The sequence below is a fragment of the Variovorax sp. P2_H12 genome, assembly GCF_056403395.1.
In genome coordinates this window covers 133922-158068 of sequence record NZ_JBFUFO010000029.1, presented here as the reverse complement: position 1 = coordinate 158068, position 24147 = coordinate 133922, and the positions used below count along the sequence as shown (strand labels likewise).

The following is a 24147-nucleotide window of genomic DNA, read 5'->3' as shown; positions in this document are numbered from 1 at the left end:
CTCTTCAGCCGGGAAACCCCGCGGAACCGGCTTTGCCGGGCCGCTGGGGTTGCCCCCGGAGAGGGGGTGTCCGAGCCACACGAAGTGGGCGAGGCTGGGGGTGAGCTTCATTCATCCGGGGAAATTCTCGGGGATCTTGGCCTTCCCGCGCGCTTCGGCGGAGGAAATGACACTGCGGCGCACCAGGTCCGTGAGGTTCTGGTCCAGCGTCTGCATGCCCTGGCCGCTGCCGGTCTGGATCGACGAGTACATCTGCGCCACCTTGCCTTCGCGGATCAGATTGCGGATGGCGGGCGTGCCCAGCATGATCTCGTGCGCCGCCACGCGGCCCTGGCCGTCCTTGGTCTTGCACAGCGTCTGCGAGATCACCGCCTGCAGCGACTCCGACAGCATGGCGCGGATCATTTCCTTTTCCTCGCCCGGGAAGACGTCGATGATCCGGTCGATGGTCTTGGCCGCCGACGAGGTGTGCAGCGTGCCGAACACCAGGTGGCCGGTCTCGGCCGCGGTCATCGCCAGGCGGATGGTCTCGAGGTCGCGCATTTCGCCGACCAGGATCGCGTCCGGGTCCTCGCGCAGGGCCGAGCGCAGCGCATTGGCGAAGGAGAGCGTCATCGGCCCGACCTCGCGCTGGTTGATCAGGCACTTCTTGGAGTCGTGCACGAACTCGATCGGGTCTTCCACCGTGAGAATGTGGCCGTACTCGGTCTCGTTCAGGTAGTTGACCATCGCCGCCAGCGTGGTCGACTTGCCCGAGCCGGTGGGGCCGGTGACCAGCACCAGGCCGCGCGGCTTGAGCGCCAGATCGCCGAAAATCTTCGGCGCGTTGAGCTGCTCGAGCGTGAGGATCTTCGACGGAATGGTCCGGAACACCGCCGCCGCGCCGCGCGACTGGTTGAAGGCGTTGACGCGAAAGCGCGCCAGGCCGTCGATCTCGAACGAGAAGTCGACTTCCAGGAACTCCTCGTAGTGCTTGCGGTGCGTGTCGCTCATGATGTCGTACACCATGGCGTGCACTGCCTTGTGGTCCAGCGCGTCCACGTTGATGCGGCGCACGTCGCCGTGGACGCGGATCATGGGCGGCAGACCGGCCGAGAGGTGCAGGTCGGACGCCTTGTTCTTGACGCTGAAGGCGAGCAGTTGGGTAATGTCCACGCAGTTCCTCGGTGACGTTTTGATACGACTTTGAAGATTATGACGATGATTGGCGACAAGCTCCAGCAAGTTCGGGCCCGGATCGTGGCAGCGTGCACGGCCGCCGGACGCGACCCGGCGAGCGTGCGCTTGCTTGCAGTGTCCAAGACCTTCGGGCCGGAGGCGGTGCGCGCCGCCCATGCGGCCGGCCAGACGGCCTTCGGCGAGAACTACGTGCAGGAAGGCGTCGCCAAGATCGCGGCGCTGGACGACCTGCGTGCGCAGCTCGAATGGCACTGCATCGGCCCCCTGCAGAGCAACAAGACCCGGGTCGTGGCCGAGCATTTCGACTGGGTGCACGGCATCGACCGGCTGAAGATCGCCGAGCGCCTGGCCGAGCAGCGGCCGGCGGGACGGCCGCCCTTGCAGGTGTGCCTGCAGGTCAATGTCGACGGCGGCGCCAACAAGTCCGGCGTCGCGGCCGAGGAGGCGCTGCCGCTGGCGCGCGCCGTGGCGGCTTTGCCACGCTTGCGCTTGCGAGGGTTGATGGCGATTCCCGAGCCGGCGGTCGACTTCGCGGCCCAGCGGGCGCTTTTCCTGCGCGCCGCTGCGGTGTTCGACGAGTTGCGTGCGGCAGGCCTCGAGGTCGACACGCTGTCGCTGGGCATGTCGGCCGACCTCGAAGCCGCGGTCGCGGCGGGCAGCACGATGGTGCGTGTCGGGTCGGCGATCTTTGGGGCGCGCTGACGGGCTCAAATGCCGAGCGGAAGCCTGGCGCTGCTCTTCACTTCTTCCATGACGGCATAGGTGCGGGTCTCGCGCACACCGGGCAGTTGCCACAGCACCGTGCCGGCGAAGGCCCGGTAGGCCGACATGTCGGCCATCCGGGTCTTGAGCAGGTAGTCGAAGCCGCCGGCGACCATGTGGCATTCCATGATCTCGTCGCGCGCCTGCACGGCCGCCTTGAACTCGTCGAACACGTTCGGCGTGGTGCGGTCGAGCAGCACCTCGACGAACACCGTGAAGCCGCGGCCGAGCTTGTCGGGGTCGAGCCGGGCCTCGTAGCCGAGGATGAAGCCGTCCCGCGTAAGCCGCTGGACCCGCGCCAGGACCGCCGTGGGCGAAAGCGCGACGGTTTCCGCCAGCTTGAGATTGGAAATGCGGCCGTCTTCCTGAAGAATCTTCAGGATTTTCATGTCGATGCGGTCGAGATCTGGTGCTGGTGCGCTCATCGGATGTGAATTATCCGGTCAAGGCGGCATCCGTTGGTGAACAACTCGGTGGAAGATTCCGGGGCATCGGCGCCTTGCTTGCCGCCGCTGCATAACCGTCAACGCTTCGCGCATAGGTCATGGCGCCCCGGGCTGCGCCGGACTATCGTCGCGGCTCGCCGTTCAACAACAAGGATCGCCATGAGTTCTGACCTCTCCTATGTCCAACCGACCGCCGACAGCCCCTGGGGCACCTATCTCTCGCAGGTCGACCGCGTCGTGCCGTACCTCGGCGGGCTGGCCCGTTGGGTCGAGACGCTCAAGCGCCCCAAGCGCGCGCTGATCGTCGACGTGCCGATCGAGATGGACGACGGCTCGATTGCGCACTTCGAGGGCTACCGCGTGCAGCACAACATGAGCCGCGGCCCGGGCAAGGGCGGCGTGCGCTTCCACCCCGACGTCACGCTCGAGGAAGTGATGGCGCTGTCGGCCTGGATGACGGTCAAGACCGCCGCGGTCAACCTGCCGTACGGTGGCGCCAAGGGCGGCATCCGGGTCGACCCGAAGAAGCTGTCGGAGAAGGAGCTCGAGAAGGTCACGCGCCGCTACACCAGCGAGATCGGCATCATCATCGGCCCGCATACCGACATCCCGGCGCCCGACGTCAACACCAACGCCCAGATCATGGCCTGGATGATGGACACCTACTCGATGAACGTCGGCGGCACCGCCACCGGCGTGGTCACCGGCAAGCCGCTGCACCTGGGCGGCTCGCTGGGCCGGGTCAAGGCCACCGGCCGCGGCGTCTTCGTGACCGGCCGCGAGGCGGCACGCCGTCTCGGGCTCGACCTGCGCGGCGCCCGCATCGCGGTGCAGGGCTTCGGCAACGTGGGTTCGGTCGCGGCCGAGCTGTTCGCCGAGGCCGGCGCGAAGATCGTCGCGGTGCAGGACCACACCGGCACCATCGTCAACGACCAGGGGCTGGACCTCGCGACGCTGGTGCCGCTGTCGCGCACCGACGGCGTGGTCGGCTTCAAGGGCGGCGACGTGATCGCCAACGAGTCCTTCTGGGACGTGGCCTGCGACATCCTGATCCCGGCCGCGCTCGAAGGCCAGATCACGGCCGAGCGGGCCCAGAAGACCCGGGCCAAGCTGGTGCTCGAGGGCGCCAACGGCCCGACCGTGCCGGCCGCCGACGACATCCTGGCCGAACGCGGCGTGCTGGTGGTGCCCGACGTGATCTGCAACGCCGGCGGCGTGACGGTCAGCTACTTCGAGTGGGTCCAGGATTTCTCGTCCTTCTTCTGGGACGAGGACGAGATCAACGTGCGGCTCGACCGCATCATGATGAATGCGCTCAACCACATCTGGGACACCGCCGACAAGCACAAGATCACGCTGCGCACCGCGACCTTCGCGGTGGCCTGCGAGCGGATCCTGATGGCACGCCAGGAGCGCGGCCTCTACCCGTGACCGGGCGGCCGGTCGACGGCAGCGCCTGAACGGGGAACGACGGGGCGTCCGGCATGTCCAAGCGGGGCCGCGCTCCTGCGGCTAGCATTCCGTGTTCCGCCCCATCTCATGCCCGCCATGCGCTTTCCGTCCCGCCGCGCCGCCGCCGCCGCGCTGCTGCTGTTCTCCTCCCTGGTCGCCGGCTGCAGCCTCGCGCCGCCGCGGCGCGTGTCCTACGAGCCGGAGGAGTTCGACTCCACCACCACCCACACGCGCAGCTATGCCGCCAACGAGGCGCAGACCTGCGAAGCCGCGCGGCGCGCGCTGCTGAGCCAGGGCTACATGATCACGGCGGGGAATGCCGACCTCGTGACCGGCCGCAAGAGCTTCCAGCCGGCGGCGGAGGTGCATGTGGAAGTCGAGTTCCGGGTCGTCTGCGCGCGCGAGGGCAGCGGCCGCAACGGGGCCCGCAGCACCATCGCCTTCGCCAGCGCGCTGCAGGACCGCTATGGCATCAAGAAGGTCAACAACTCCGCCACGGTGGGGGTGGGCGCGATCGGTTCGCTGTCGCTGCCTTTCAGCTCGAGCGACGACGCCCTGGTCAAGGTGGCGAGCGAGACCCTGACCGACGAGCGCTTCTACGACCGCTTCTTCTCGCTGATCGACCGTTTCCTGCCGGCCGCGACCGAAGGCCGGCCGGTCGAGGCTTCGCCGGTGCTGCCGCCGCAGCCGATGATCGAGGTGCCGCTCAGCCCGGTGCCGCCGTCGCCGACGCGCGGCTGAGCGGGCGCGCCGAACGATCAGGCGGCCGGCGACAAGGAGACCGAACGGGCCGCGTAGGCCGGCAGGCCGGTCAGGCCGCAGAGGCGCTGGAGCACGCCGTAGCCCTGCGCCAGAGCGGCCGAGTAGGTCGCGAACGAGCGCTCGGCGCGCTGCAGCGGTTCGAATCGGCCGTCGTCCCGCACGTCTTCATGGATGACCCAGAAATACGATCCATCGGTCGGCTGCTCCACCAGCAATCCAATCTTCCGCACGCCCATCTTGGTTTCTCAGTATCAAAAAGAATACTTAAGAATGTAATTCGAGGGTGTTAGTTTTCCGCGGGAGAAAAATCACGAAGCACCGCCTTTTTGCGGCGGCCGCGCCGTGTCAACGCGCCAGCGTCGACTTGCCGAACAGGCTCTCGATCAGCTCGACCGCGATCTCCGCCGTCCGGTTGCGCACGTCCAGCGCCGGATTGAGTTCGACCACGTCGAGCGAGGCGAGCCGCCCGGTATCGGCGATCATTTCCATGCAGAGCTGCATCTCGCGCCAGGTCGGGCCGCCGCGCACGCCGGTACCGACCCCGGGCGCGTAGTCCGGGTCGAGGCAGTCGAGATCGAAGCTGACGTGCAGGTGGGTGTCGTCGTCGACGTCCTGAAGCGCCTCGGTCATGGTGGTGCGCATGCCGTGCTCGTCGATGTGCCGCATGTCGAAGACACCGAGGCCGAGTGCCCGGATCGCCGATTTTTCCTCCGCGTCCACGCTGCGGATGCCGAGGAACCGGATCGCGTCGGGCGCCAGCGCCGCCGGCTCGCCGCTCCAGCCGGTGAGCGCCGCGGGCCCGTGGCCGAGCAGGCAGGAGACCGGCATGCCGTGCATGTTGCCGCTCGGGCTGGTGGTCTCGGTGTTGACGTCGGTGTGGGCATCGAGCCACAGCACGCGCAATTTCTTCCGCCGCTGGTGCGCGTGGCGGGCGATCGCGCTGATGGAGCCGACCGCGATGCAGTGGTCGCCGCCCAGCAGCACGGGGAGCTGCCTGGCCTCCAGCGCGAGGTCGACCGCGTCGTAGACCAGGCGGTTCCAGGCCACCACCTCGTCCAGGTGATGCAGCCCTTCGGCCGGCACCTCCCAGGGCGTGCCCGGGCCGGCCAGGTTGCCGCCGTCGATCACCTCGAAACCCAGCCCGGCCAGCGTGTTGGCAAGGCCGGCCACCCGCAGCGCGTCGGGGCCCATGCCGGCGCCACGGGTGCTGGCGCCGATGTCGGTCGGTGCGCCGATCAGTCGAAGGGTGCGGGTCATGCGCGGTCTCTCCATGCAGGTTGCTGGGCAGCCGCTACGGTAGCGCACGCTCATGGCAAAGTGCAACCCTGACGAACTCGGCCCCAGGAACACCGCGGAACCGGCTTTGCCGGGCCGCTGGTGTTGCCCCCGGCAGGGGGTGGGCGCCCGGACACGAAGTGCCGGGCAACCTGGGGGCGAGCAACAGCTACGGTCTCGTCATCTTGCAGTCGGTGCCTTGGGCCAATTCGTTCCCGGAGTAGATCGCATCCGTGCGGAAGCCGTAGTTCGTGCCTTCCCAGCCCACCTTGACCGTCTTGCCGTCGACCGGCGCGATCGTGTTGACCACCTGCGGCAGCAGCAACTGGTGGTCCTCCGCTCGCATGCGTACCGGACCGACCACCGAATCGAAGCTCAGGTCTTCGAGGGCGCGCGCCACCTTCGGCGTGTCGGTGCTGCCGGCCTTGTTGATCGCGGCGGCCAGCAGGCGCGGCGTCATCTCGATGCGCGGCGCCAGGAAGTCCTTGCCGGTCTTCGCCTTGTAGCTCTTCGCCAGCGCATCGACCTTCGGCGAATCGGCCTCGCCGGGATGCCACTCGGCGACCCAGGTCAGCTGGCCGAGCTTGGCCTGCGACACGGCGAGCACCGTGCCGGGTATCGAGCCCGCGCTGTGGTTGAAGTAGTGCAGGTCGTAGCCCGCGTCGCCGGCCGCCTTGAGCAGCAGGGTCATGTCCTGGCCCCAGTTGCCGGTGATGACCGAATCCGCGCCCGACTGCTTGATGTTGGCAAGGTAGGGGGCGAAGTCCTTCACGCGGCCGATGGGATGGAGCGTCTCGCCGACGAACTGGATGTCGGGCCGCGCGAGGCCGACCATCTGCCGGCCGTAGCTGGCCCACTGCTTGCCGTGGGCGTAGTCCTGGTTCAGCAGGTAGACCTTCTTCAACTCCGGGGTCTTCTTGGTGTAGTTGGCGATCGCCTTCATCTTCATCGCCGTGTTGGCCTCGGTCTGGAAGTGCCAGAAGCTGCACGCCTTGCCCGTCAGTTCGGGGTCGATCGACGAGTGGTTCAGCACCAGCAGCTCGCGGCCCGGATTGCGCTGGTTCCAGCGGTTGACCGCCTGCACCAGGGCGCTGACCACCGAGGAGCCCGAACCGCCCGTGACGATGGCGCGTGCGCCCTGGTCGATGGCGGCCTGCAGCGCGCTCTGGCTCTCCTGCGCCGACAGCTTGCTGTCGAACTGGAGCAATTGCAGCTTGGTGCCGCCGAGCACGCCGCCCTTGGCGTTGATGTCCTCGATCGCGTACTGCGTGTGCGTGAGCATCAGCTCGCCCACGTTCGCGAACGGTCCCGACAGCGGATCGATGTAGGCGATCTTGTAGGTCTGCTGGGCATGGGCGGCGCCCGCTGCGAGCAGGGCCGTGGCCGCGGCGGGCGCGAGCAGGCGGGGGAATTTCATGGACGGTCTCCGGTCTTGGGTTTCGTGGAAAGAAAGCGGTCCGGCTCAGGTCCGGCGCTCGCGCAGGCCCAGCACCCGCCAGGCGAGCTTCGACAGCTCGGCCACCACCTCGTCGGGCGACAGGCGGCCATCGGGCCGGTACCAGCTGTAGAGGAAGCCGGGCAGGCTCAGCGCGGCGAAGGCGGTGATCTTGGTCTCGCCGAAGTCGAGGTCCCCGTCGCTGCGGGCCTCCTCGAGCAGCGGGAAGAGCTGGTCGTAGAAGTGGCGGGCCAGCTTCTTCTGCGCCGCGAGGTACTCGGGCCGGTAGACCTGCGGCTCCTTGTAGGCGAAGAAGGCGCAGGGGTGATGTGCCACCGTGGCGCGGATCAGCCGCTCGATGCCCTCCTTGACCTTGTCGACGGCCGGGCGCGTGTCGCCGGCGGCGAAGTCCATCGCGGTGAAGCAGTCGACCGCGGGCCGCCACGACAGCGTCTCGAAGATCTCCTGCTTGTCGCGGAAGTAGTAGTACACGAAAGGCTTGGTGGCATCGAGCGCGCGCACGATCTGCGCCATCGTCGTGTGGGCGTAGCCCTGCGCGGCGAAGAGCTGCGCCGCGGCCTGCAGGATGCGCTCGCGCTGCACGTCGGTGCCCGCCGTGGCGGTGCGCTGCCGGCCGGTGCGCCGCGGCAGGTCGCTTCGCGTGGATGGCGTCGGGCCGCATTCAGAGGGTTTGTGCTGTGTCGCCGAAGTTATACCCATGGGTAGGATTGTTGGTGCACCATGCGGCGATGGCAAGTGCCGATCCCTATCGATAACCCTGTGAGAGTGACGCCATGGAGACAATCCAGCTTCCCGACCGCCCGCAGCAGCCGCTGCACGAGTACCTGCGTACGCATGCGCGCGAGCGCGGCGGCCACCCGGCCTGCATCTGGTACGGGCAGGCCCTGAGCTACGCCGAGCTGGACGCCGCGAGCGACGCCTTCGCCGCGCGTCTGCAGGCGATCGGCGTGCGCAAGGGCGAGCCGGTCGTGCTGTTCCTCAACAACTGCCCGCAATACCTGGTCGCGCACTTCGGCATCCAGAAGATCGGCGCCATCGTCTGCCCGAGCGGGCCGCTCAACAAGGAGCACGAGCTGTCCTACCAGGTCAACGACCTCAAGGCCCGCGTGATCGTCGCGGCCTCGTCGCTGCTGCCGGTGGTCGACAAGGTGCGCGCGTCGAGCGCGCTGGCGCATGTGTTCGTGGTGCACTATGCCGACCTGCTGCCCGCCGCGCCCACGCCGGACCTGCCGGCCGAACTGGCCGCGGCGCAACGCGAGCCGCGCGACCTGCCGGCCGGCTGCGAGGACTTCCTCGCGGTGATGCGCAGCGGCCAGTGCCCTGCGCCGGTCGAGGTGTCGCTCGACGACGTGGCGCTCATGACCTACACCTCCGGCACCACCGGCCTGCCCAAGGGCGCGATGCTGAGCTACGGCAACGCGCTCTTCAAGACCCGCGCGGCGGCCGACTGCAACGGCGTCTCGGGCGGCGACGTGCTGCTGTCGATCGCGCCGCTCTATCACATCGCCGGCATGCTGATGGGCGTCAACGTGCCGGTGCTCGCCGGCGCGACCTCGGTGCTGCTGCATCGCTTCGAGCCGCGCGCGACGCTGCAGGCCATCGACCGCTACCGGGTCAGCTGGTGGTACAGCATCGCGCCGATGAACGTGGCCTGCATGCACGTGGAAGGCATTGCGGAGCACGACCTGTCGAGCCTGCGCATGAATCCGGTCACCAGCTTCGGCATCGCCTTCACCGAGCCGCTCGCGCAGCAATGGCGCGGCTTCGCGAAGAACTGCAGCTCCTTCGAGGCCGCCTACGGCCTGAGCGAGACCCACACCTGCGACACCTATACGCCGCACCACGCGCCACGCTGGGGCACGCAGGGCATCGCGGTGCCGGGCGTCACGATCCGCATCATCGACACCGACACGGGCGAGGACAAGCCGGCGGGCGAGGTCGGCGAGATCGTGCTCGCCAGCGCGGGTTCCTTCAAGGGGTACTGGAACAAGCCCGAAGCCACGGCAGCGACCCTGCGCGGCGGCTGGGTGCACACCGGCGACATGGGCAAGCTCGATGCCGACGGCTACCTCACCTTCATCGGCCGCTTCAAGGAAATGATCAAGGTCTCGGGCTACAGCGTGTTCCCCGAAGAGGTGGAGACCATCCTCATCAAGCATCCCGCCGTGGCGCAGGCCGCGGTCATCGCGCAAGCCGACCCGGAGAAGGGCGAGGTGGTCAAGGCCTTCGTCGTGAAGAAGCCCGGGGCCACGCTCGATGCCGATGCGCTGATCGCCTGGTCGCGCGAGAACATGGCCAGCTACAAGGCGCCGCGTGCGGTGAGCTTCATCGAGGCCTTGCCCACCACGGGTGCCGGCAAGGTGCTGCGCCGCCTGCTCAAGGACTGACCGGATGATGAAGAAAGTTCTGATTGCCAACCGCGGCGAGATCGCGGTCCGGCTGGTGCGCGCGCTGCGCGACCTCGGCATCGCGAGCGTCGCGGTGCATGCGAAGGACGACGCCACCGCGCTGCATGTGCAGCTGGCCGACACGGCCGTGCCGCTTGCTGCGACCGGGCCTTCGGCCTATCTGGACATTGCGGCACTGATCGCGATCGCGCGCGCACAGGGCTGCGATGCGGTGCATCCGGGCTACGGTTTCCTGAGCGAACGTGCGGATTTCGCGCAGGCGTGCGCCGACGCGGACCTGCGCTTCATCGGTCCGACGCCGGACCAGCTCGCGCTGTTCGGCGACAAGGCGCGGGCGCGGGCGCTGGCCGAGCAGTGCGGCGTACCGGTGATGCCCGGCAGCCCCGCCGCGGTGACGCTGTCCGAAGCGCAGGCTTTCTTCGCGGCCCAGCAGGCGGATGGCGCGGGCGTGATGGTCAAGGCCATCGGCGGTGGCGGCGGCCGCGGCATGCGCGCCGTCCTCCAGGCCGACGAACTGCCGCAAGCCCATGCGCGCTGCATGTCCGAAGCCAAGGCCGCGTTCGGCGTCGAGGGCGTCTACGTCGAGCGACTGATGCGCAACGCACGCCACATCGAGGTCCAGGTGCTGGGCGACGGAGAGGCGGTGGCGAGCCTGGGCGAGCGCGAGTGCACGCTGCAGCGGCGTTTCCAGAAGCTGGTCGAGATCGCGCCGAGCCCGTCGCTGCCGCCAGCGCTGCGCGATCAGGTCACGCAGGCCGCGCTGCGCATGGCGAAGGCGGTCGGCTACCAGAGCCTGGGCACCTTCGAATTCCTGGTCGACGACCATTCGGCGACGCTGCCCTTCGTCTTCATCGAAGCCAATCCGCGGTTGCAGGTCGAACATACGGTGACCGAAGCGGTCACCGGCCTCGACCTGGTCCAGCTCCAGATCGGCGTCGCGACCGGCCAGACCCTGGCGGACCTGGGCGTCGATACGCAGCGCACGGCGCCGCAGCGCGGCTTCGCGGTGCAGTGGCGCGTCAACGCCGAGACGCTCGATGCGCAGGGCAGCGCGCGGCCGTCCGGCGGCACGCTGACGCGCTTCGACCTGCCCGCCGGCCCCGGCGTGCGCGTCGATACGCACGGCTATGCCGGCCTCGCGCCCTCTCCGCACTACGACACGCTGCTGGCCAAGCTGATCGTTCAATCGTCGTCGCCGCGCTTCGCCGACGTGGTGCGACGTTCGCTGCGGGCGCTCGAGGAATGCCATGTCGACGGCATGGCGACCAACCTTGCGCTGCTGCGCGCGATCGCGATGCGGCCCGAGTTCGCGTCGCAGGCGGTGCACACGCGCTTCGTCGAGGCCCACCTGGGCGATCTGCTCGCCGCCGCCGCGCACATCGACGCGACGGTGGCGAAGACGGCGCGGCCTGCTGCCGCCCCGCGCGAAGCGGCAGCCTTGCCGCAGGACGAGGAAGCCGGCCTCGTGGTGAAGGCGCCGATGCCCGCCAGGCTGGTGCAGTTCGAGGTCGATGTGGGCGACGTGGTGCCGGCGGGCGCACAGCTCGGTGTGCTCGAAGCCATGAAGATGGAGCATCTGCTGCATGCGCCCACGGCCGGCCGCGTCGTCGCGCTGCTGGCGGCGGCGGGCGACTACCTGGTCGAAGGCCAGTCGCTGGTCAGGCTCGAAGAGATGGACGCGCAGGCGGTCGAAGCCGAGGCGCATGCCGAGCGCCATCTCGACGAGATCCGTCCCGACCTGCAGAAGGTGATCGACCGCCATGCGCCGACCCTCGATGCCAACCGCGCCGCTGCGGTGGCCAAGCGCCATGCGCAGGGGGGGCGCACCGCGCGCGCCAACATCGCCGACCTTTGCGACTCGGCAGACGACCCAGGCAACTTCACCGAATACGGCGCGCTCGCGATCGCCGCCCAGACCCGTCGCCGTACGCTCGAGGACCTGATCGCCAACACGCCGGCCGACGGCATGGTGACCGGCATCGGCAGCATCAACGCGAAGCAGTTCGGGCCCGAGAAGTCGCGCTGCGTGGTCATGTCCTACGACTACACCGTACTGGCGGGTACGCAGGGCATGCGCAACCACCACAAGACCGACCGCATGCTCGGCATCGCGCACCAGCTGCAATTGCCGGTGGTGCTGTTCGCCGAAGGCGGCGGCGGGCGGCCCGGCGACACCGACTTGGCCGTCGTCGCGGGCCTCAACAACCACACCTTCAGCCAGTTCGCCGCGCTGTCGGGCAAGGTGCCGGTGGTGGGCATCGTGCACGGCCGCTGCTTCGCGGGCAACGCCGCGCTGCTCGGCTGTGCCGACGTGATCATCGCCACCGAGGCGAGCAACATCGGCATGAGCGGCCCGGCCATGATCGAGGGCGGCGGCCTCGGCACCTTCGCGCCCGAGCAGATCGGGCCCAGCAGCGTGCAGTCGCGCAATGGCGTGATCGACATCCTGGTCAAGGACGAGGCCCACGCGGTCGCCGCGGCGAAACAGTACCTTTCGTACTTCCAGGGGCCGACCATCGATTGGCAATGCGCCGACCCGCGCGCGCTGCGGCAGGCGATCCCCGAGAACCGGCTGCGTGTGTACGACGTGCGCGCCGCGATGCGCGGTGTCGCCGACACCGGCTCGATGCTCGAGCTGCGCGCCGGTTTCGGCGCCGGCATCGTCACGGCGCTGGCGCGCATCGAGGGCAAGCCGGTCGGCTTGCTGGCAAACAACCCGCACCACCTGGGCGGCGCGATCGACGTCGAGGCCGCCGACAAGGCCGCGCGCTTCATGCAGCTGTGCAATGCGCACGGCCTCCCTCTGGTGGCGCTGTGCGACACGCCGGGCTTCATGGTCGGCCCCGAGATCGAGGCGCAGGCGCAGGTGCGCCACGTCTGCCGCATGTTCATGGTGGCCTCGCACCTGCGCGTGCCGTATTTCGCGGTGGTGCTGCGCAAGGGCTACGGCCTGGGCGCGCAGGCCATGACCGCCGGCGGCTTCGACGCCCCGGTGTTCACGGTCGCCTGGCCCACCGGCGAATTCGGTGCGATGGGGCTCGAAGGCGCCGTGCGGCTCGGCTTCCGCAAGGAACTCGAAGCGGCGGCGGTGGGCGCCGAGCGCGATGCGCTGTTCAAGAAGCTGGTCGCACAGCAGTACGCGAACGGCGAGGCGATCCACATGGCGCAGACGCTCGAGATCGACGCGGTCATCGATCCGGCCGACACCCGCGCCTGGCTGGTGCGTGGGCTCGCCTCCGCGTCCGCGGTGCGGCCGCCGGCCACGGCCTACGTCGACACCTGGTGAAAGCCGGCCGCAGGCCGGGCCCCGGCCTTGCGTAGACTCCGTGCTTCTCATGAAGCCGTTTTCTCGATGCCTGCCGACGCTGCTGCTGGGCGCCCTGCTGCTGGGTGCACAGATGCCGGCGCGATCGGCCGGCACCGGCGTGGTGGTGGCCTTTGGCGATTCGATCACCGAGGGCGCGGGGGTCGTCGAGGAGCAAGGGCGCCCGGTCCGCTACCCCGAGCGTCTGGCCGCCAGGCTGCGCGCGAAGCCGGGCGGCGCCGCACCCGTCGCGGTGATCAATGCCGGCATCTCGGGCAACCGCCTGCTGGCTGACGGGGTCGGACCCAAGGGCATCGCCCGGTTCGAGCGCGATGTGCTGGCGCAGCGCGGCGTGACCCATGTCGTGATCCTGCTCGGCATCAACGACATCGGCTTCAGCATGCCGGAAGGCGCCGCCGGGCCGATCCGCGGCCAGCCCGCCGCGGATCAGATCGTCGCCGGCCTTCAGCAATTGATCGAGCAGGCAAGCGCGCGCGGGGTCAAGACGCTGCTGGGCACGCTGCCGCCCTTCAAGGGCTCGGCGTACTGGAGCAAGGAGAAAGAATCACGTCGGCAAGCCGTGAACCGCTGGATCCGCGGCCGCCAGGACATCGGCGGGGTGGTGGATTTCGACGCGGCGCTGCGCGACCCCTCCGATCCGCAGGCATTGAATCCGGTCAACGACAGCGGCGACCATCTCCATCCGGGAAATGCGGGCTATGCGGCGATGGCCAACGCGATCGATCTTCGGCTGCTGCTGAAATAGACCTCGGCCAGCAGCCAGGCGCTTCATTGGAGAAGCCTGAAGACCGGGGGCATGAGCAGGGCGGCCAGCACGACCTGCATGCCCAGTGCGAGCCCCGCATAGGCGCCGGCATCGGCGTCGACATGCAGCGCGCGGGCGGCGCCGATGCCGTGCGCCGCGGTGCCGAGCCCGAAGCCGCGCGCGGCGAAGCCCGTGGCGTCGGTGCCGATGCGCAGCGCATCGAAGAGGTACTTGGCGGACAGCGCGCCGATCATGCCGGTCAGCACGGCGAACACCGCCGACAGGGCGGGAATGCCGCCGATCTTCTCGGAGATGCCCATGGCGACGGGCGCCGTCACCGACTTGGGCGCGAGCGACAGCACGACGTCGTGCGGCAGGCCCACGGCCCAGCCGAGCGCGACCGCCGAACCGGCGGCGGCAGCGCCGCCGAGCAGCGCAGCGAGCAGCAGGCGGCCGAAGCGCGCCCGCAACTCGGCGCGCCGCTGCCACAGCGGCCAGGCCAGTGCCACCACGGCCGGTCCGAGCAGGAAATGGATGAATTGCGCGCCGGCGAAATAGGTCGGGTAGTCGACGCGCGTGGCGAGCAGGCCGCCGGCGAGCACGACGACCGACCACAGCACCGGGTTCGCCCAGGGCGCGCCGCCGGCCCTCGTGTAGGCCGCGTTCGCCAGCAGGTAGACGACCAGCGTGGCCGTGAGCCCGAACAGCGGGGTGGCCGAGAGGTAGATCCACAGTTCGACGAAGCGCGGCATGCGAGCAGGGCCTTTTCAGGCCCCTAGAGCGGATGGTTCTTCCGGTCGGGCCAGAAGAGCACCAGGGCCGTGACCGCGAGGCCGATCCAGGTCGACAGCGCAATCACCAGCAGCATGCGCCCGCCGTACTGGCCGAGCAGCGCGAGGTGCGTCATGACGCCGACGCCGACCGGCACGAACAGCAGCGAAAGATGCGCCAGCAGGAAGCTGGCGCATTCGGACACCGGCTCGCGCACGGCGGCGAAACGCAGCCCCGCGAGCATCAGCATCATCCCGAGCACCGGGCCCGGCAGCGGCAGCGACAGGCCGCGCGAGAGCAGTTCGCCGACCGACTGGAACACCAGCAGCCAGGCCATTCCGCGCAGGCCGTTCATCGAGGGTGGCGCTTACTGGCTCGGCAGGCGCCGGATCGTGTCGACGTCGACCTGGGGCGAGGTCATGAAGTCCTTTTCGACTTCGCCGAGGAGCTCGACGCGGGTCTTCTCGTCGATGGTTTCGCGCGGGAAGATCTTGTCGTCGATCTCGACACGGATGGTGCCGGTGCCGTCGCTGAACTCGTACTTCTCATGGCCCACCTTCTTGAGCAGCACGCCTTGCAGCAGGACCTGCTGGTCGTCCTTGCCGGTCTTCAGCACATTGGCTACCGTGGTCAGCTGCGTGCCCGAGGGGCCCACGTACTGGGCCATGGCGATGCCGGCAGTGCCGACGGCCAGCAGCGCGAGAAGGTAGTGTTTCCAGGTCCGCATGAGATGTCCTTTCTTTTGTCGATCGTGCGAGTCGCCATTACTGTACGACACGACGAATGCGGTTCGTGCCTTCAACGGAACACGACGGTGCGGTGCCCGTTCAGGAGCACCCGGTGCTCGCTGTGCCACTTCACGGCCCGCGCCAGCACCTGGCTTTCGGTATCGCGGCCGCGGGCCGTGAGGTCCTCGACCGTGTCGGTGTGGTCGGCGCGCTCCACGTCCTGCTCGATGATCGGGCCTTCGTCGAGGTCGGCGGTCACGTAGTGGGCGGTGGCGCCGATCAGCTTCACGCCGCGGTCGTGCGCCTGGTAGTAGGGCTTGGCGCCCTTGAAGCTCGGCAGGAACGAGTGGTGGATGTTGATGGCGCGGCCGGCCAGCTTGCCGCACAGGTCGTTGCTGAGGATCTGCATGTAGCGCGCCAGCACCACCAGTTCGGCGCCTTCGGCCTCGATGATCTCCAACTGCTTCGCTTCGCCCTGCGCCTTGTTCGCGGCGGTCACCGGAATGTGGTGGAAGGGGACGTTGTAGCTTGCGGCCAGCTGGTAGAACTCGCGATGGTTCGAGATGATGGCGCGCACGTCGATCGCCAGCAGGCCGCTCTTCCAGCGGAACAGCAGGTCGTTGAGGCAGTGCCCTTCCTTGCTGACCAGGATCACGGTCTTCATCGGTTCGGCGGCGGCGTGCAGCTTCCAGCGCATGCCGAATTCGGCCGCGAGGGTGGCGATCTGCTCGCGCAACTGGGCTTCACCCTGCTCGCAGGCGAAGCGCACGCGCATGAAGAACAGGCCGGTGTGGTGGTCGTTGTACTGCGCCGCTTCTTCGATGTTGCCGCCGCGCTCGAGCAGGAAGCCGGAGACGGCGTGGACGATGCCGGTGCGATCGGGGCAGGAGAGGGTGAGGATGTACGCGGGGTTCATAAGGCCCGCCATTGTCGCAGGGCCCGCCGGCGCGGGCGCCTGGTGCCAAAATGCCCACTTCCCCGCCGCCAGACCCAACCTCGCAGGAGTGACTTCATGGCCTTCAACGACGACTTCAGCATGGACAACCAGTGGTTGCCCTTCACCCCCAACCGTTCGTTCAAGAAGGATCCACGGGTCTTCGTGGCGGCCGACGGGATGGAATTCACCACCCACGACGGCCGCAAGGTGATCGACGGCATCTCCTCGCTGTGGTGCGTGGGCGCAGGCCACAACCGCAAGCCGATCAACGAGGCGATCAAGAAGCAGCTCGACACGCTCGACTACGCGACCGCGTTCCAGGTCAGCAACGACCGCGCTTTCAAGGCGGCCGAGACGATCGCCGCGATGGCGCCGGGCGACCTCAACAAGGTGCTGTTCTGCAACTCGGGCAGCGAAGCGGCCGACACCTCGATGAAGGTCGCGCTGGCCTACCACCGCGCCCGGGGCGAGGGGCACCGCAACCTCTTCATCGGCCGCGAGAAGGGCTATCACGGGGTCGGTTTCGGCGGCATGTCGGTCGGCGGCATCCCGGGCAACCGCAAGGTGTTCGGCTCGGCCTTCCTGCCGCGCGTGGACCACATGCGATTCATCCACGATCCGGTCAACCACGCCTACATCCACAACCAGGAGCCGGTCTGGGCCGAGGATCCGCTGGCCGAGCTCGAGCAGCGCATCCTGCCGCTGCACGACCCGAGCAACGTGGCGGCCATCATCGTGGAGCCGGTCGCGGGCTCGGCCGGCTGGTACCTGCCGCCCAAGGGCTACCTGCAGAAGCTGCGCGAGATCTGCGACAAGCACGGCATCCTGCTGATCTTCGACGAGGTCATCACGGGCTTCGGACGCATGGGCACCAATTTCGCGTCGGACTTCTACGGCGTCGTGCCCGACATGCTGAATTTCGCCAAGTGCGTGACCAACGGCGTGATTCCGCTCGGCGGCGTGATCTGCCGCGACAAGCTCTACGACGAGATGATGAAGACCTCGGCGCCCGAACACGTGGTGGAGTTCTTCCATGGCTACACCTATTCGGGCCACCCGGTGGCCTGCGCGGCCGCCCTCGCGACGCTGGAGCTGTTCGAGAAGGAGCAGCTGTTCGCGCGCGCCGGCGAAATGGGCAAGGTGCTGGGCGATGCCTTCCACAGCGCGTTCAAGGGCCTGCCCAACGTGGTGGGTATTCGAAGCCTGGGCCTGGCCGCGGCGGTCGAGCTGGCGCCGATCGCCGGCGCGCCGGGCAAGCGCGCCTACGACATCTTCCTGGACTGCTATCACAAGGGCGCGCTGGTGCGGCCCGCGGGTGACGTGCTGGTGATTGCGCCGCCGTACATCGTCGAGAAGTCGCACATCGACACGCTGGTCAACACGCTGGCGGATTCGATCAGGAAGAACGCTTGACGCCGGCGCAGTAGTCCTTCTCGGGCAGCGCGGGGGTCAGCCAGACGGCGTCGAAGGCGCCGGGGCCCATGTCGGAATCCCCCGCCTGCATCTTCACTGCCTTGACCGAGACGTCGGTCGGCAGGTGCTGGGGAACGCCGAGCAACTTGTTGCTGTGGCCGGCGCCGCTCACCAGCAGCACCGTCTTGCCCGGCACCTTCGCCTTGATCACGGCCTGCGCCATGGCGCGGTCGCGGGCGATCTGGATCCGGGTCATCGGCACGATCTGCGACTCGGGCAGAAGATTGCAGTGGCCGCTGCGCACGGCCTCCTGCTGGGCGGTGCGCGCACCGTCCGACAGCTGCGCATCGAGCGACACGTCGGCCATCGCATCCTTCATGTGGGCGCGCCGCAGGTTGGCGCCGATCACGGGCACGCCGGCGCGCACCGCGGCCATCACCACCGGACCGTAGGCGGTCCAGGGCCAGCCCTTGTCGTTCCAGCTCAGCGCGGCCTGCACTTGCACTTCGGTCGCATCGGCCGGCAAGAGTTTTGTGCTGTTGCCTTCTTCGACCATCTCCAGTGCAACGACGGCCAAGCGGCCGCTTTGCACCAGGGCCTCGACGGTTTCACGTTCGATCTGCTGGTGTTCCGCGGCATCGTGCTGCTCGCCCAGCAACAGGGCATCGGCCGGCATCTGTGCCGCCACGCGACGGGCGACCGGTTCTTCGGTGCTGCTGGTGGTGGGGCGGGGCGTCGTGCAGGCCGCCAGCAAGGCGGCGCCGAGGACCAGCGCCACACGAGCCGGATGACGAAGAGAAGTGGAGGGTGCGAGGGGGCGTCGAAGCGTCATCCCGCGATGCTACTGGCCGCCGGCATCCTTCAGTGCACCAGGACCGGAGTGTGCGCCAACTCGGCGTAGCCTTCGAGCGTGTCCTCGACCTCTTCCTGGGTTGGTGTGTTGAGTTGCCAGGCGGCGATCTGCTGCTGGAACAGTTCCGCCCAGGAGCCGTCGAGGTAGACCTCCTTGCCCGAGCGCTTGTCGACGATCTCGAAGCCATGGCGCGCCAGCACCGGCAGGTGGGGCGCCGCGGGCGCCTCGTCTTCGGTCGGCTGCACGTGCACGACGACGAAGGAGTCGGAGTCGTAGAGCATCTGCATGGCGGGTCCTGTCAGGATGTCGATGGCATTCATGATGCTTAGATAGCAATCAACGCGCCAGTTTCAATATCCATCGTTGTTTTGTAGGCGGACGCCTTTTTCTGCGTGTTTTTTGCGTTTTTTCAGGGATTGGCGGCGCGCAATGGCACCTGGTTTCGCATCTGCAGGTCGATGAAGTCGCCGTTGGTCTGGGTTTGCTTGATGCGCACCGGCAGCCAGCCCAGTGCCGGGGCCAGCCACAGCTCGATCCTGTCGTCGAAGGGCTTGCGTGGGTTGCGCGTGAGCTTGCGGGTCTGGAAATCGCCGGCGGGCACGCTGAGCGCCTCCTCGCCTTCGACGTTGAAGGTCCAGATCTCGGCGTCCCGCGGCCCGACCGTTTGCACCGCGATCACCGCACCGGGCGGGTAGCGTGCCGAATCGCCGGCCAGCAGGCCGCCGAGCTGCAGCACCACGCTGAGCCGGTCCTGCGCACCGGCCAGGAGCATCTCGCTCGGTGCGTTGCTGCTGAACACGACCAGCCCCTTGTCGCGGTCGAAAAGGGAGGTGACTTCGGCCTTGCGCCTGTCGGAGAAGCGCAGGGGTTCGATGCCGGTCGGACCGATGCTTCCGGTGCTGCGCTGGCTGCGCAGGGTCTTGAAGAGGAAGGTCCACGACAGCGTCGCGTCGTAGTGGCTGCCGTCCTGCAGCCAGACGAGCTCGCCGAACACGCCCTGCAGGGGCTGCGCCCCCTGTTGGGCGGTGGCCGCGAAGGCCAGCCGGACCGAGCCCGAAATCTGCAGCGCCACCGGGCCGGCGATCGCGCCGGCCGTCTCGCCGCCGCCTGCTCCGCCTGCACCGGATGCGCCGGATGCACCGGATGTGGGCGCACCGGCCGTCGCTTCGGGCGCCTGCGCGTCGCCGGCGTCGATCGCGGCCTGGGCGATGAGGTCGTTCGGCGGCGCCTCGGGCGGCATCGAAGCGGCGGCGGCCGGCGTGGGGGCCGGCTCCACCGCCGGGCGGGGCCGAGCTGCGGGCCGCGGCCGCACGGGGCGGGGCGGCGGTGGTGCAGGCGTGACCACCGCCGCCGCCGCAGCAGCCGGCTCGGGCGCCGGCGGCGGCGCGACCACGATGCTGCGCGTGATGAAGGTGTTGGCGAGCGGAGAGGGGCGCGGCCCCGTGGCCGGTGGCGCCAGCCCCAGCAAGGCCAGGTGGGCCAGCACCACGGCCGCGGTCAGCAGCGCGAGCCCGCGCCAGGGTGGGCGCGGAGCGTCGGGGGCATCGGGCAGGGCTGCGGGAAGCATCGAGGATGGAGCGGACGCCGGCCCAGAGGTTCACCTCGGTACACTGCCGCCCGTCCAACCAGTTTAGTAGCGATGCCGAGTCGGCACGCGCCGCCACCCATGAAACTCGCCACCCTCAAAGACGGTTCCCGCGACGGCCAGCTCGTCGTCGTCTCGCGCGACCTCGTCAGCGCCCACTACGCCACCGGCGTCGCCAGCCGCATGCAGCAGGTGCTCGACGACTGGGGCTTCATGAGCCCGCAGCTGCAGGACCTCTACGACGCACTCAATGGCGGGCGGGCCCGCCACGCCTTTCCCTTCGATCCGGCGCAGTGCATGGCGCCGCTGCCGAGAGCCTACCAGTGGGCCGACGGCTCGGCCTACCTCAACCACGTCGAACTGGTTCGCAAGGCGCGCAACGCCGAAGTGCCCGAGAGCTTCTACACCGACCCGCTGATGTACCAGGGCGGCAGCGACGACTTCATCGGCCCCTGCGATCCGGTGGTGGTCGCCAGCGAGGCCTTCGGCATCGACTTCGAGGCCGAGATCGCGGTCGTCACCGGCGACGTCAGGATGGGCGCCACCCCGGCGCAGGCGCTCGACGGCATCCGCCTCGTGATGCTGGCCAACGACGTCAGCCTGCGCAACCTGATCCCGGCCGAACTGGCCAAGGGCTTCGGCTTCTTCCAGAGCAAGCCCGCGACCGCCTTCAGCCCGGTCGCGGTCACCCCGGACGAGCTGGGCGACGCCTGGCAGGGCGGCCGCGTGCACCTGGCGCTGCAGAGCACCTGGAACGGCCGCAAGGTCGGCATGTGCGATGCGGGCGAGGAGATGACCTTCCATTTCGGGCAGTTGATTGCCCACATCGCCAAGACCCGCAACGTGCGCGCCGGCAGCATCGTCGGCAGCGGCACGGTGAGCAACAAGGGCGTCGAGAAGAAGGGCGGCATGGACTGGCCCAAGGGCTACAGCTGCATCGCCGAGAAGCGCTGCATCGAGACCATCCAGGACGGCCAGGCCAGCACCGAGTTCATGAAGTACGGCGACACCATCAAGATCGAGATGAAGGGCCGCGATGGACAGTCGGTCTTCGGCGCGATCGACCAGGAAGTGGTGGCCCCGGCGGCGGCGAGGTAGCCGCGCTCGGGCCGGCGCCGGGCCGCCCCAAGCCGGCCTGCGGCCCCCTTGGGGGGCAGCGACCCACACGCAGTGGGGGAGCGTGGGGGCTTTCAGCCGCGCGCGCCGCGCAGCAGCTCCTTCAGGCTCCGTATCCCCAGCCGCCGGAACGCCCGGTACTGGTGGGTGCGCACGGTCGTGAGCTCGATGCCGATCTCGCGCGCCGTCTCCTTGGCGGTCTTGCCGGCCAGCAAGTGGCCGACCACCTCGCGCTCGCGCAGGCTCAGGCCCAGCAGGCGCGATGCCAGCGCCGGCTCCGCGGCCTCCCGGACGGCGACCGCGCTGCGCGCATGGGCGGCGGTGGCGTCGGCGAGCAGCGCGGCGTGGGTTTCGAGCAGCGCGAAATCCGCAGCGCCGAAATCGGGCTGGGCGAGGCTGCGGTAGAAGCTCACGGCCGCCCGCTGGCCGGTCGGCAGCAGCAGCAGCACCGAGCTGCGCTCCCGGATGCCGACATCGCCGTAGCACGCGGCCCGGTAGGCCGGGTCTTCCACCTCCTCGGCCCGATGGTGGCCGAGCCAGATCTGCGGGCCCTTGGGCAGCTTGCGAGCGGCCAGCCAGGCCATGTGGGGGTCCCGCCGGTCGAAGCGCTCGGCCACGTAGCGCTCGGCGGTGCGCTCGGCCGTGTGGCCATAGGTGCTCGCGGCCGAGACGGTTTCGATGCGGCCGTTGGCGCTCGCCGCGAACACGGTGCAGAAGGTCACGGGCAGCACGCGCTGCATCGCCGTCAGGTAGCTGGCGGCCAGGTGCGGCGTGCCGATGCCCGCGAGCACGTCGCAGACGACTGGCGCTGACAGGGCCTGGCCGGCGGCACGGACGGGCCAGCGTTTCATTGCGATTTAGGGGTTAACACTTCGTACGAAGTTACGACATCGGCGTCGCAGCTGCATCAGGACAATCCCGTTCCATGAACACTGCCGCTGTGAACCCTCCCGCTGCGCGCGCCGGCGACGCCGCCAGCGGTCCGCTGCCGCCAGCCGCCGCCGGCCTGCCGCCCTCGGTCGGCGCCTTCCACTACACGCGCTTCGAACCCCGGATGCCGGCGCTGGAGGAGGGCGCCGAGCCCGGCCGCCATCCGGTCGTGATCGCGGGCGGCGGGCCGGTCGGCATGTCGCTCGCGCTCGGCCTGGCGAACCATGGCGTGCGCAGCGTGATCCTGGAGGCCGACGACACGGTCTGCGTCGGCAGCCGCGCGGCCTGCATTTCGCGCCGCAGCCTCGAGATCGTCGAGCGCCTGGGCGCGTTGCCGGCCTTCCTGGCCAAGGGCCTGCCCTGGACGGGCGGGCGCAGCTACTACAAGACCGACGAGGTGTTCCGCTTCGAGATGCCGCACGACGAGCAGCAGAAGCTGCCGCCGATGATCAACCTGGAGCAGTACTACATCGAGCAGTACCTGCTGGACGAGATCGACCGTCGCAACGCGTCCACGCCCGGACTGATCGACATCCGCTGGGGCACCGAGCTCACCGGCTTCGTGGAGGATGCGGACGGCCTGGTGCTCGCGGCCCGCAACGTGCTCGGCGACTACGCGCTGCGCGGCGAGTGGCTGGCCGCCTGCGACGGCGGCCAGAGCTTCGTGCGCAAGTCGCTCGGCCTCGAACTGGTCGGCACCGGCTACGAAGGCCGCTACGTGATCATCGACATCGAGCTGCACAGCGCGTATCCGACCGAACGCCGCGCCTGGTTCGATCCACCCTGGAACCCCGGCTCGACCGTGCTGATGCACCGTCAGCCCGACGACATCTGGCGCATCGACTACCAGCTGCGCGCGGGCCAGAGCACCGAAGAGGCGCTGCAGCCCGCGGCGGTGGCCGAGTTCGTGCAACGCCATCTCGATGCCATCGGCGAAGGCCACCTGCCCTGGCACACGGTGTGGACCTCGGTCTACCGCGCCGGCGCGATGACGCTCGAGAGCTACCGCCACGGCCGCGTGCTGTTCGCAGGCAATGCCGCGCATGCGATGCCGATCTTCGGCGTGCGCGGCCTCAATTCCGGCTTCGACGATGCCGACAACCTGGCCTGGAAGCTGGCGCTGGTGGCCCGCGGCGTCTCGGAGGCGTCGCTGCTCGACAGCTACTCGCAGGAGCGCATCGCGGCCTTCCACATCAATGCCGAGAACGCGATGCGCAGCACCGAATTCATGTCGCCGCCCTCGCGCGGCTTCGACTTGCTGCGCGAGGCGGCGTTGTCGCTTTCGGGTGCGCACCGGGGCATCGCCAACCTGATCAACCCGCGCCAGACGCAGGCCGTGGGCTACGAGGGATCGATGCTGTCGAGCGAAGGCGAGGCGCTGACCGCCGGTCCGCGGCCGGGCGAGGTCATGCCCGAGCAGGCGCTGGCCGAGGGCCTGCATCTGACGGATCGCCTCGGCCCTGCCTTTACCGTGCTGGTGCTGAACATGCAGGAGCCGGACCCACTGCTGGCCTCCGACGTGGCGCGGGCACAGGCCGGGCCGCTGCCGGTTGCGCTGTGCGAGCTGTTGCCGGGCGAAGCCGGTCCCGAGGTGTTCGCGGCGCTCGGCGCGGCGCAGGGCGCCGTCTATCTGTTGCGCCCCGACGGCCATGTGGTTGCGCGCTGGCGCCGTCCGCCCGAGGGCGAGCTGCTGCGGGCCCTGGCGCGCGCCGCCGTGCTGCCAACCAAGGAGTCCCCATGACCGCCCTGTCCCCCGAAGCCCGCGACCGCGTCTACGCCGAGTGCGCGCGCGCCATCAGCGAAGCCGGCGCCGAACGAGAATCGCTGTTCCTCGCGCGGCTTGCGCTGTTGCTGTTCGAGCAGGTCGGCGACGAAGCACGCTGCCGGGCCGCGCTCGCGCAGGCGCTGGATGGCTTGCCGGTGCCGTCGCTGTCGGTTTGACGACCCCCACGCTCGTCACTTCGTGTACTCGCTGCCCCCCGAGGGGGTGCCGACCGCCTTGGG

Annotated in this window: 24 protein-coding genes; 10 read left to right on the top strand and 14 right to left on the bottom strand. The window is 69.0% G+C overall.

Going from position 1 to position 24147, the window contains the following annotated elements:
• Positions 1-111 precede the first annotated feature (111 nt).
• The gene (locus tag AC1DYK_RS22680) at positions 112-1155 is read right to left on the bottom strand and encodes a type IV pilus twitching motility protein PilT (RefSeq protein WP_478157119.1); all 1044 of its coding nucleotides are present in this window, start codon (positions 1153-1155) and stop codon (positions 112-114) included.
• A 39-nt stretch (positions 1156-1194) separates the two neighbouring features.
• On the opposite strand from AC1DYK_RS22680, the gene AC1DYK_RS22675 reads away from it, so the two are divergent.
• A complete protein-coding gene (locus AC1DYK_RS22675) occupies positions 1195-1881 on the top strand; it encodes a YggS family pyridoxal phosphate-dependent enzyme (RefSeq protein ID WP_478168358.1) in 687 nt (228 codons plus the stop codon).
• Between the two features lie 5 nt (positions 1882-1886).
• On the opposite strand, the gene AC1DYK_RS22670 is transcribed toward AC1DYK_RS22675, so the two are convergent.
• Positions 1887-2366, bottom strand: a complete 480-nt coding sequence (locus AC1DYK_RS22670; protein WP_478168357.1) for an Lrp/AsnC ligand binding domain-containing protein — start codon at positions 2364-2366, stop codon at positions 1887-1889.
• Positions 2367-2546: 180 nt separating this feature from the next.
• Here AC1DYK_RS22670 and AC1DYK_RS22665 point away from each other — a divergent pair, with 180 nt between their 5' ends.
• Positions 2547-3818 carry a Glu/Leu/Phe/Val family dehydrogenase gene (locus tag AC1DYK_RS22665; protein ID WP_478090658.1) on the top strand — a complete coding sequence of 424 codons (1272 nt, stop codon included), beginning with the start codon at positions 2547-2549 and terminating at the stop codon, positions 3816-3818.
• A 117-nt stretch (positions 3819-3935) separates the two neighbouring features.
• The gene (locus tag AC1DYK_RS22660; RefSeq protein ID WP_478168356.1) at positions 3936-4580 is read left to right on the top strand and encodes a DUF2242 domain-containing protein; all 645 of its coding nucleotides are present in this window, start codon (positions 3936-3938) and stop codon (positions 4578-4580) included.
• Between the two features lie 17 nt (positions 4581-4597).
• Here the strand turns inward: AC1DYK_RS22660 and AC1DYK_RS22655 are convergent, their stop codons facing one another.
• The 4 genes from AC1DYK_RS22655 to AC1DYK_RS22640 form a co-directional block, all read right to left on the bottom strand.
• Positions 4598-4837, bottom strand: a complete 240-nt coding sequence (locus AC1DYK_RS22655; protein WP_478090660.1) for a hypothetical protein — start codon at positions 4835-4837, stop codon at positions 4598-4600.
• Between the two features lie 109 nt (positions 4838-4946).
• On the bottom strand, positions 4947-5858 hold the full coding sequence (gene rocF, locus AC1DYK_RS22650; protein WP_478168355.1) for an arginase: 912 nt from the start codon (positions 5856-5858) through the stop codon (positions 4947-4949).
• A 187-nt stretch (positions 5859-6045) separates the two neighbouring features.
• Positions 6046-7293, bottom strand: a complete 1248-nt coding sequence (locus AC1DYK_RS22645) for a branched-chain amino acid ABC transporter substrate-binding protein (RefSeq protein WP_478168354.1) — start codon at positions 7291-7293, stop codon at positions 6046-6048.
• Between the two features lie 45 nt (positions 7294-7338).
• Positions 7339-8031, bottom strand: a complete 693-nt coding sequence (locus AC1DYK_RS22640; RefSeq protein ID WP_478168353.1) for a TetR/AcrR family transcriptional regulator — start codon at positions 8029-8031, stop codon at positions 7339-7341.
• A 74-nt stretch (positions 8032-8105) separates the two neighbouring features.
• Here AC1DYK_RS22640 and AC1DYK_RS22635 point away from each other — a divergent pair, with 74 nt between their 5' ends.
• Genes AC1DYK_RS22635 through AC1DYK_RS22625 form a run of 3 tightly spaced genes read left to right on the top strand, consistent with a single transcriptional unit; the run spans position 8106 to position 13810 of the window.
• Positions 8106-9719, top strand: a complete 1614-nt coding sequence (locus tag AC1DYK_RS22635; RefSeq protein ID WP_478168352.1) for an AMP-binding protein — start codon at positions 8106-8108, stop codon at positions 9717-9719.
• A 4-nt stretch (positions 9720-9723) separates the two neighbouring features.
• Complete coding sequence (locus AC1DYK_RS22630; RefSeq protein WP_478168351.1) at positions 9724-13026, top strand: acetyl-CoA carboxylase family protein; 3303 nt, start codon at positions 9724-9726, stop codon at positions 13024-13026.
• Between the two features lie 49 nt (positions 13027-13075).
• Positions 13076-13810 carry an SGNH/GDSL hydrolase family protein gene (locus AC1DYK_RS22625; RefSeq protein ID WP_478168350.1) on the top strand — a complete coding sequence of 245 codons (735 nt, stop codon included), beginning with the start codon at positions 13076-13078 and terminating at the stop codon, positions 13808-13810.
• 23 nt (positions 13811-13833) lie between these two features.
• On the opposite strand, the gene AC1DYK_RS22620 is transcribed toward AC1DYK_RS22625, so the two are convergent.
• From AC1DYK_RS22620 to purU, 4 genes are all read right to left on the bottom strand, one after another.
• On the bottom strand, positions 13834-14562 hold the full coding sequence (locus AC1DYK_RS22620) for an LrgB family protein (protein WP_478168349.1): 729 nt from the start codon (positions 14560-14562) through the stop codon (positions 13834-13836).
• A gap of 23 nt (positions 14563-14585) precedes the next feature.
• Entirely contained in the window at positions 14586-14936 is a 351-nt protein-coding gene (locus AC1DYK_RS22615; RefSeq protein ID WP_478091453.1) for a CidA/LrgA family protein, read from the bottom strand.
• Positions 14937-14948: 12 nt separating this feature from the next.
• The gene (locus AC1DYK_RS22610) at positions 14949-15308 is read right to left on the bottom strand and encodes a YgiW/YdeI family stress tolerance OB fold protein (RefSeq protein ID WP_478168348.1); all 360 of its coding nucleotides are present in this window, start codon (positions 15306-15308) and stop codon (positions 14949-14951) included.
• Positions 15309-15379: 71 nt separating this feature from the next.
• Positions 15380-16225, bottom strand: a complete 846-nt coding sequence (purU, locus tag AC1DYK_RS22605) for a formyltetrahydrofolate deformylase (RefSeq protein WP_478091450.1) — start codon at positions 16223-16225, stop codon at positions 15380-15382.
• A 96-nt stretch (positions 16226-16321) separates the two neighbouring features.
• On the opposite strand from purU, the gene aptA reads away from it, so the two are divergent.
• A complete protein-coding gene (gene aptA / locus AC1DYK_RS22600; RefSeq protein WP_478168347.1) occupies positions 16322-17659 on the top strand; it encodes an omega-aminotransferase AptA in 1338 nt (445 codons plus the stop codon).
• Here aptA and AC1DYK_RS22595 read toward each other — a convergent pair.
• The 3 genes from AC1DYK_RS22595 to AC1DYK_RS22585 form a co-directional block, all read right to left on the bottom strand.
• Entirely contained in the window at positions 17643-18491 is an 849-nt protein-coding gene (locus AC1DYK_RS22595; protein WP_478168346.1) for a ChaN family lipoprotein, read from the bottom strand. The two genes, aptA and AC1DYK_RS22595, sit on opposite strands and share 17 nt — an antisense overlap.
• 29 nt (positions 18492-18520) lie before the next feature.
• On the bottom strand, positions 18521-18832 hold the full coding sequence (locus AC1DYK_RS22590; protein WP_163928374.1) for a BTH_I0359 family protein: 312 nt from the start codon (positions 18830-18832) through the stop codon (positions 18521-18523).
• A gap of 89 nt (positions 18833-18921) precedes the next feature.
• On the bottom strand, positions 18922-20079 hold the full coding sequence (locus AC1DYK_RS22585) for a DUF3108 domain-containing protein (RefSeq protein WP_478168345.1): 1158 nt from the start codon (positions 20077-20079) through the stop codon (positions 18922-18924).
• Positions 20080-20178: 99 nt separating this feature from the next.
• On the opposite strand from AC1DYK_RS22585, the gene AC1DYK_RS22580 reads away from it, so the two are divergent.
• Entirely contained in the window at positions 20179-21195 is a 1017-nt protein-coding gene (locus tag AC1DYK_RS22580; RefSeq protein WP_478168344.1) for a fumarylacetoacetate hydrolase family protein, read from the top strand.
• A 92-nt stretch (positions 21196-21287) separates the two neighbouring features.
• On the opposite strand, the gene AC1DYK_RS22575 is transcribed toward AC1DYK_RS22580, so the two are convergent.
• Positions 21288-22064 (bottom strand): LuxR C-terminal-related transcriptional regulator, encoded by a 777-nt coding sequence (locus tag AC1DYK_RS22575; protein ID WP_478168343.1) that lies wholly within the window; start codon positions 22062-22064, stop codon positions 21288-21290.
• Between the two features lie 74 nt (positions 22065-22138).
• Here AC1DYK_RS22575 and AC1DYK_RS22570 point away from each other — a divergent pair, with 74 nt between their 5' ends.
• Positions 22139-23884, top strand: coding sequence for an FAD-dependent monooxygenase (locus tag AC1DYK_RS22570; protein WP_478168342.1), 1746 nt, complete (start codon positions 22139-22141; stop codon positions 23882-23884).
• Complete coding sequence (locus tag AC1DYK_RS22565) at positions 23881-24084, top strand: hypothetical protein (protein ID WP_478168341.1); 204 nt, start codon at positions 23881-23883, stop codon at positions 24082-24084. The genes AC1DYK_RS22570 and AC1DYK_RS22565 overlap by 4 nt, the downstream gene beginning before the upstream one ends.
• Positions 24085-24147 lie beyond the last annotated feature (63 nt).

Coding starts and splice junctions, on each gene's coding strand:
- AC1DYK_RS22570 (WP_478168342.1), top strand. CDS start 22,139: ATGAACACTGCCGCTGTGAACCCTCCCGCTGCGCGCGCCGGCGACGCC.
- AC1DYK_RS22610 (WP_478168348.1), bottom strand. CDS start 15,308: ATGCGGACCTGGAAACACTACCTTCTCGCGCTGCTGGCCGTCGGCACT.
- AC1DYK_RS22660 (WP_478168356.1), top strand. CDS start 3,936: ATGCGCTTTCCGTCCCGCCGCGCCGCCGCCGCCGCGCTGCTGCTGTTC.
- AC1DYK_RS22615 (WP_478091453.1), bottom strand. CDS start 14,936: ATGAACGGCCTGCGCGGAATGGCCTGGCTGCTGGTGTTCCAGTCGGTC.
- aptA (WP_478168347.1), top strand. CDS start 16,322: ATGGCCTTCAACGACGACTTCAGCATGGACAACCAGTGGTTGCCCTTC.
- purU (WP_478091450.1), bottom strand. CDS start 16,225: ATGAACCCCGCGTACATCCTCACCCTCTCCTGCCCCGATCGCACCGGC.
- AC1DYK_RS22670 (WP_478168357.1), bottom strand. CDS start 2,366: ATGAGCGCACCAGCACCAGATCTCGACCGCATCGACATGAAAATCCTG.
- AC1DYK_RS22635 (WP_478168352.1), top strand. CDS start 8,106: ATGGAGACAATCCAGCTTCCCGACCGCCCGCAGCAGCCGCTGCACGAG.
- AC1DYK_RS22655 (WP_478090660.1), bottom strand. CDS start 4,837: ATGGGCGTGCGGAAGATTGGATTGCTGGTGGAGCAGCCGACCGATGGA.
- AC1DYK_RS22575 (WP_478168343.1), bottom strand. CDS start 22,064: ATGAAACGCTGGCCCGTCCGTGCCGCCGGCCAGGCCCTGTCAGCGCCA.
- AC1DYK_RS22565 (WP_478168341.1), top strand. CDS start 23,881: ATGACCGCCCTGTCCCCCGAAGCCCGCGACCGCGTCTACGCCGAGTGC.
- rocF (WP_478168355.1), bottom strand. CDS start 5,858: ATGACCCGCACCCTTCGACTGATCGGCGCACCGACCGACATCGGCGCC.
- AC1DYK_RS22590 (WP_163928374.1), bottom strand. CDS start 18,832: ATGAATGCCATCGACATCCTGACAGGACCCGCCATGCAGATGCTCTAC.
- AC1DYK_RS22675 (WP_478168358.1), top strand. CDS start 1,195: ATGACGATGATTGGCGACAAGCTCCAGCAAGTTCGGGCCCGGATCGTG.
- AC1DYK_RS22630 (WP_478168351.1), top strand. CDS start 9,724: ATGATGAAGAAAGTTCTGATTGCCAACCGCGGCGAGATCGCGGTCCGG.
- AC1DYK_RS22665 (WP_478090658.1), top strand. CDS start 2,547: ATGAGTTCTGACCTCTCCTATGTCCAACCGACCGCCGACAGCCCCTGG.
- AC1DYK_RS22595 (WP_478168346.1), bottom strand. CDS start 18,491: ATGACGCTTCGACGCCCCCTCGCACCCTCCACTTCTCTTCGTCATCCG.
- AC1DYK_RS22625 (WP_478168350.1), top strand. CDS start 13,076: ATGAAGCCGTTTTCTCGATGCCTGCCGACGCTGCTGCTGGGCGCCCTG.
- AC1DYK_RS22620 (WP_478168349.1), bottom strand. CDS start 14,562: ATGCCGCGCTTCGTCGAACTGTGGATCTACCTCTCGGCCACCCCGCTG.
- AC1DYK_RS22580 (WP_478168344.1), top strand. CDS start 20,179: ATGAAACTCGCCACCCTCAAAGACGGTTCCCGCGACGGCCAGCTCGTC.
- AC1DYK_RS22645 (WP_478168354.1), bottom strand. CDS start 7,293: ATGAAATTCCCCCGCCTGCTCGCGCCCGCCGCGGCCACGGCCCTGCTC.
- AC1DYK_RS22640 (WP_478168353.1), bottom strand. CDS start 8,031: ATGGGTATAACTTCGGCGACACAGCACAAACCCTCTGAATGCGGCCCG.
- AC1DYK_RS22585 (WP_478168345.1), bottom strand. CDS start 20,079: ATGCTTCCCGCAGCCCTGCCCGATGCCCCCGACGCTCCGCGCCCACCC.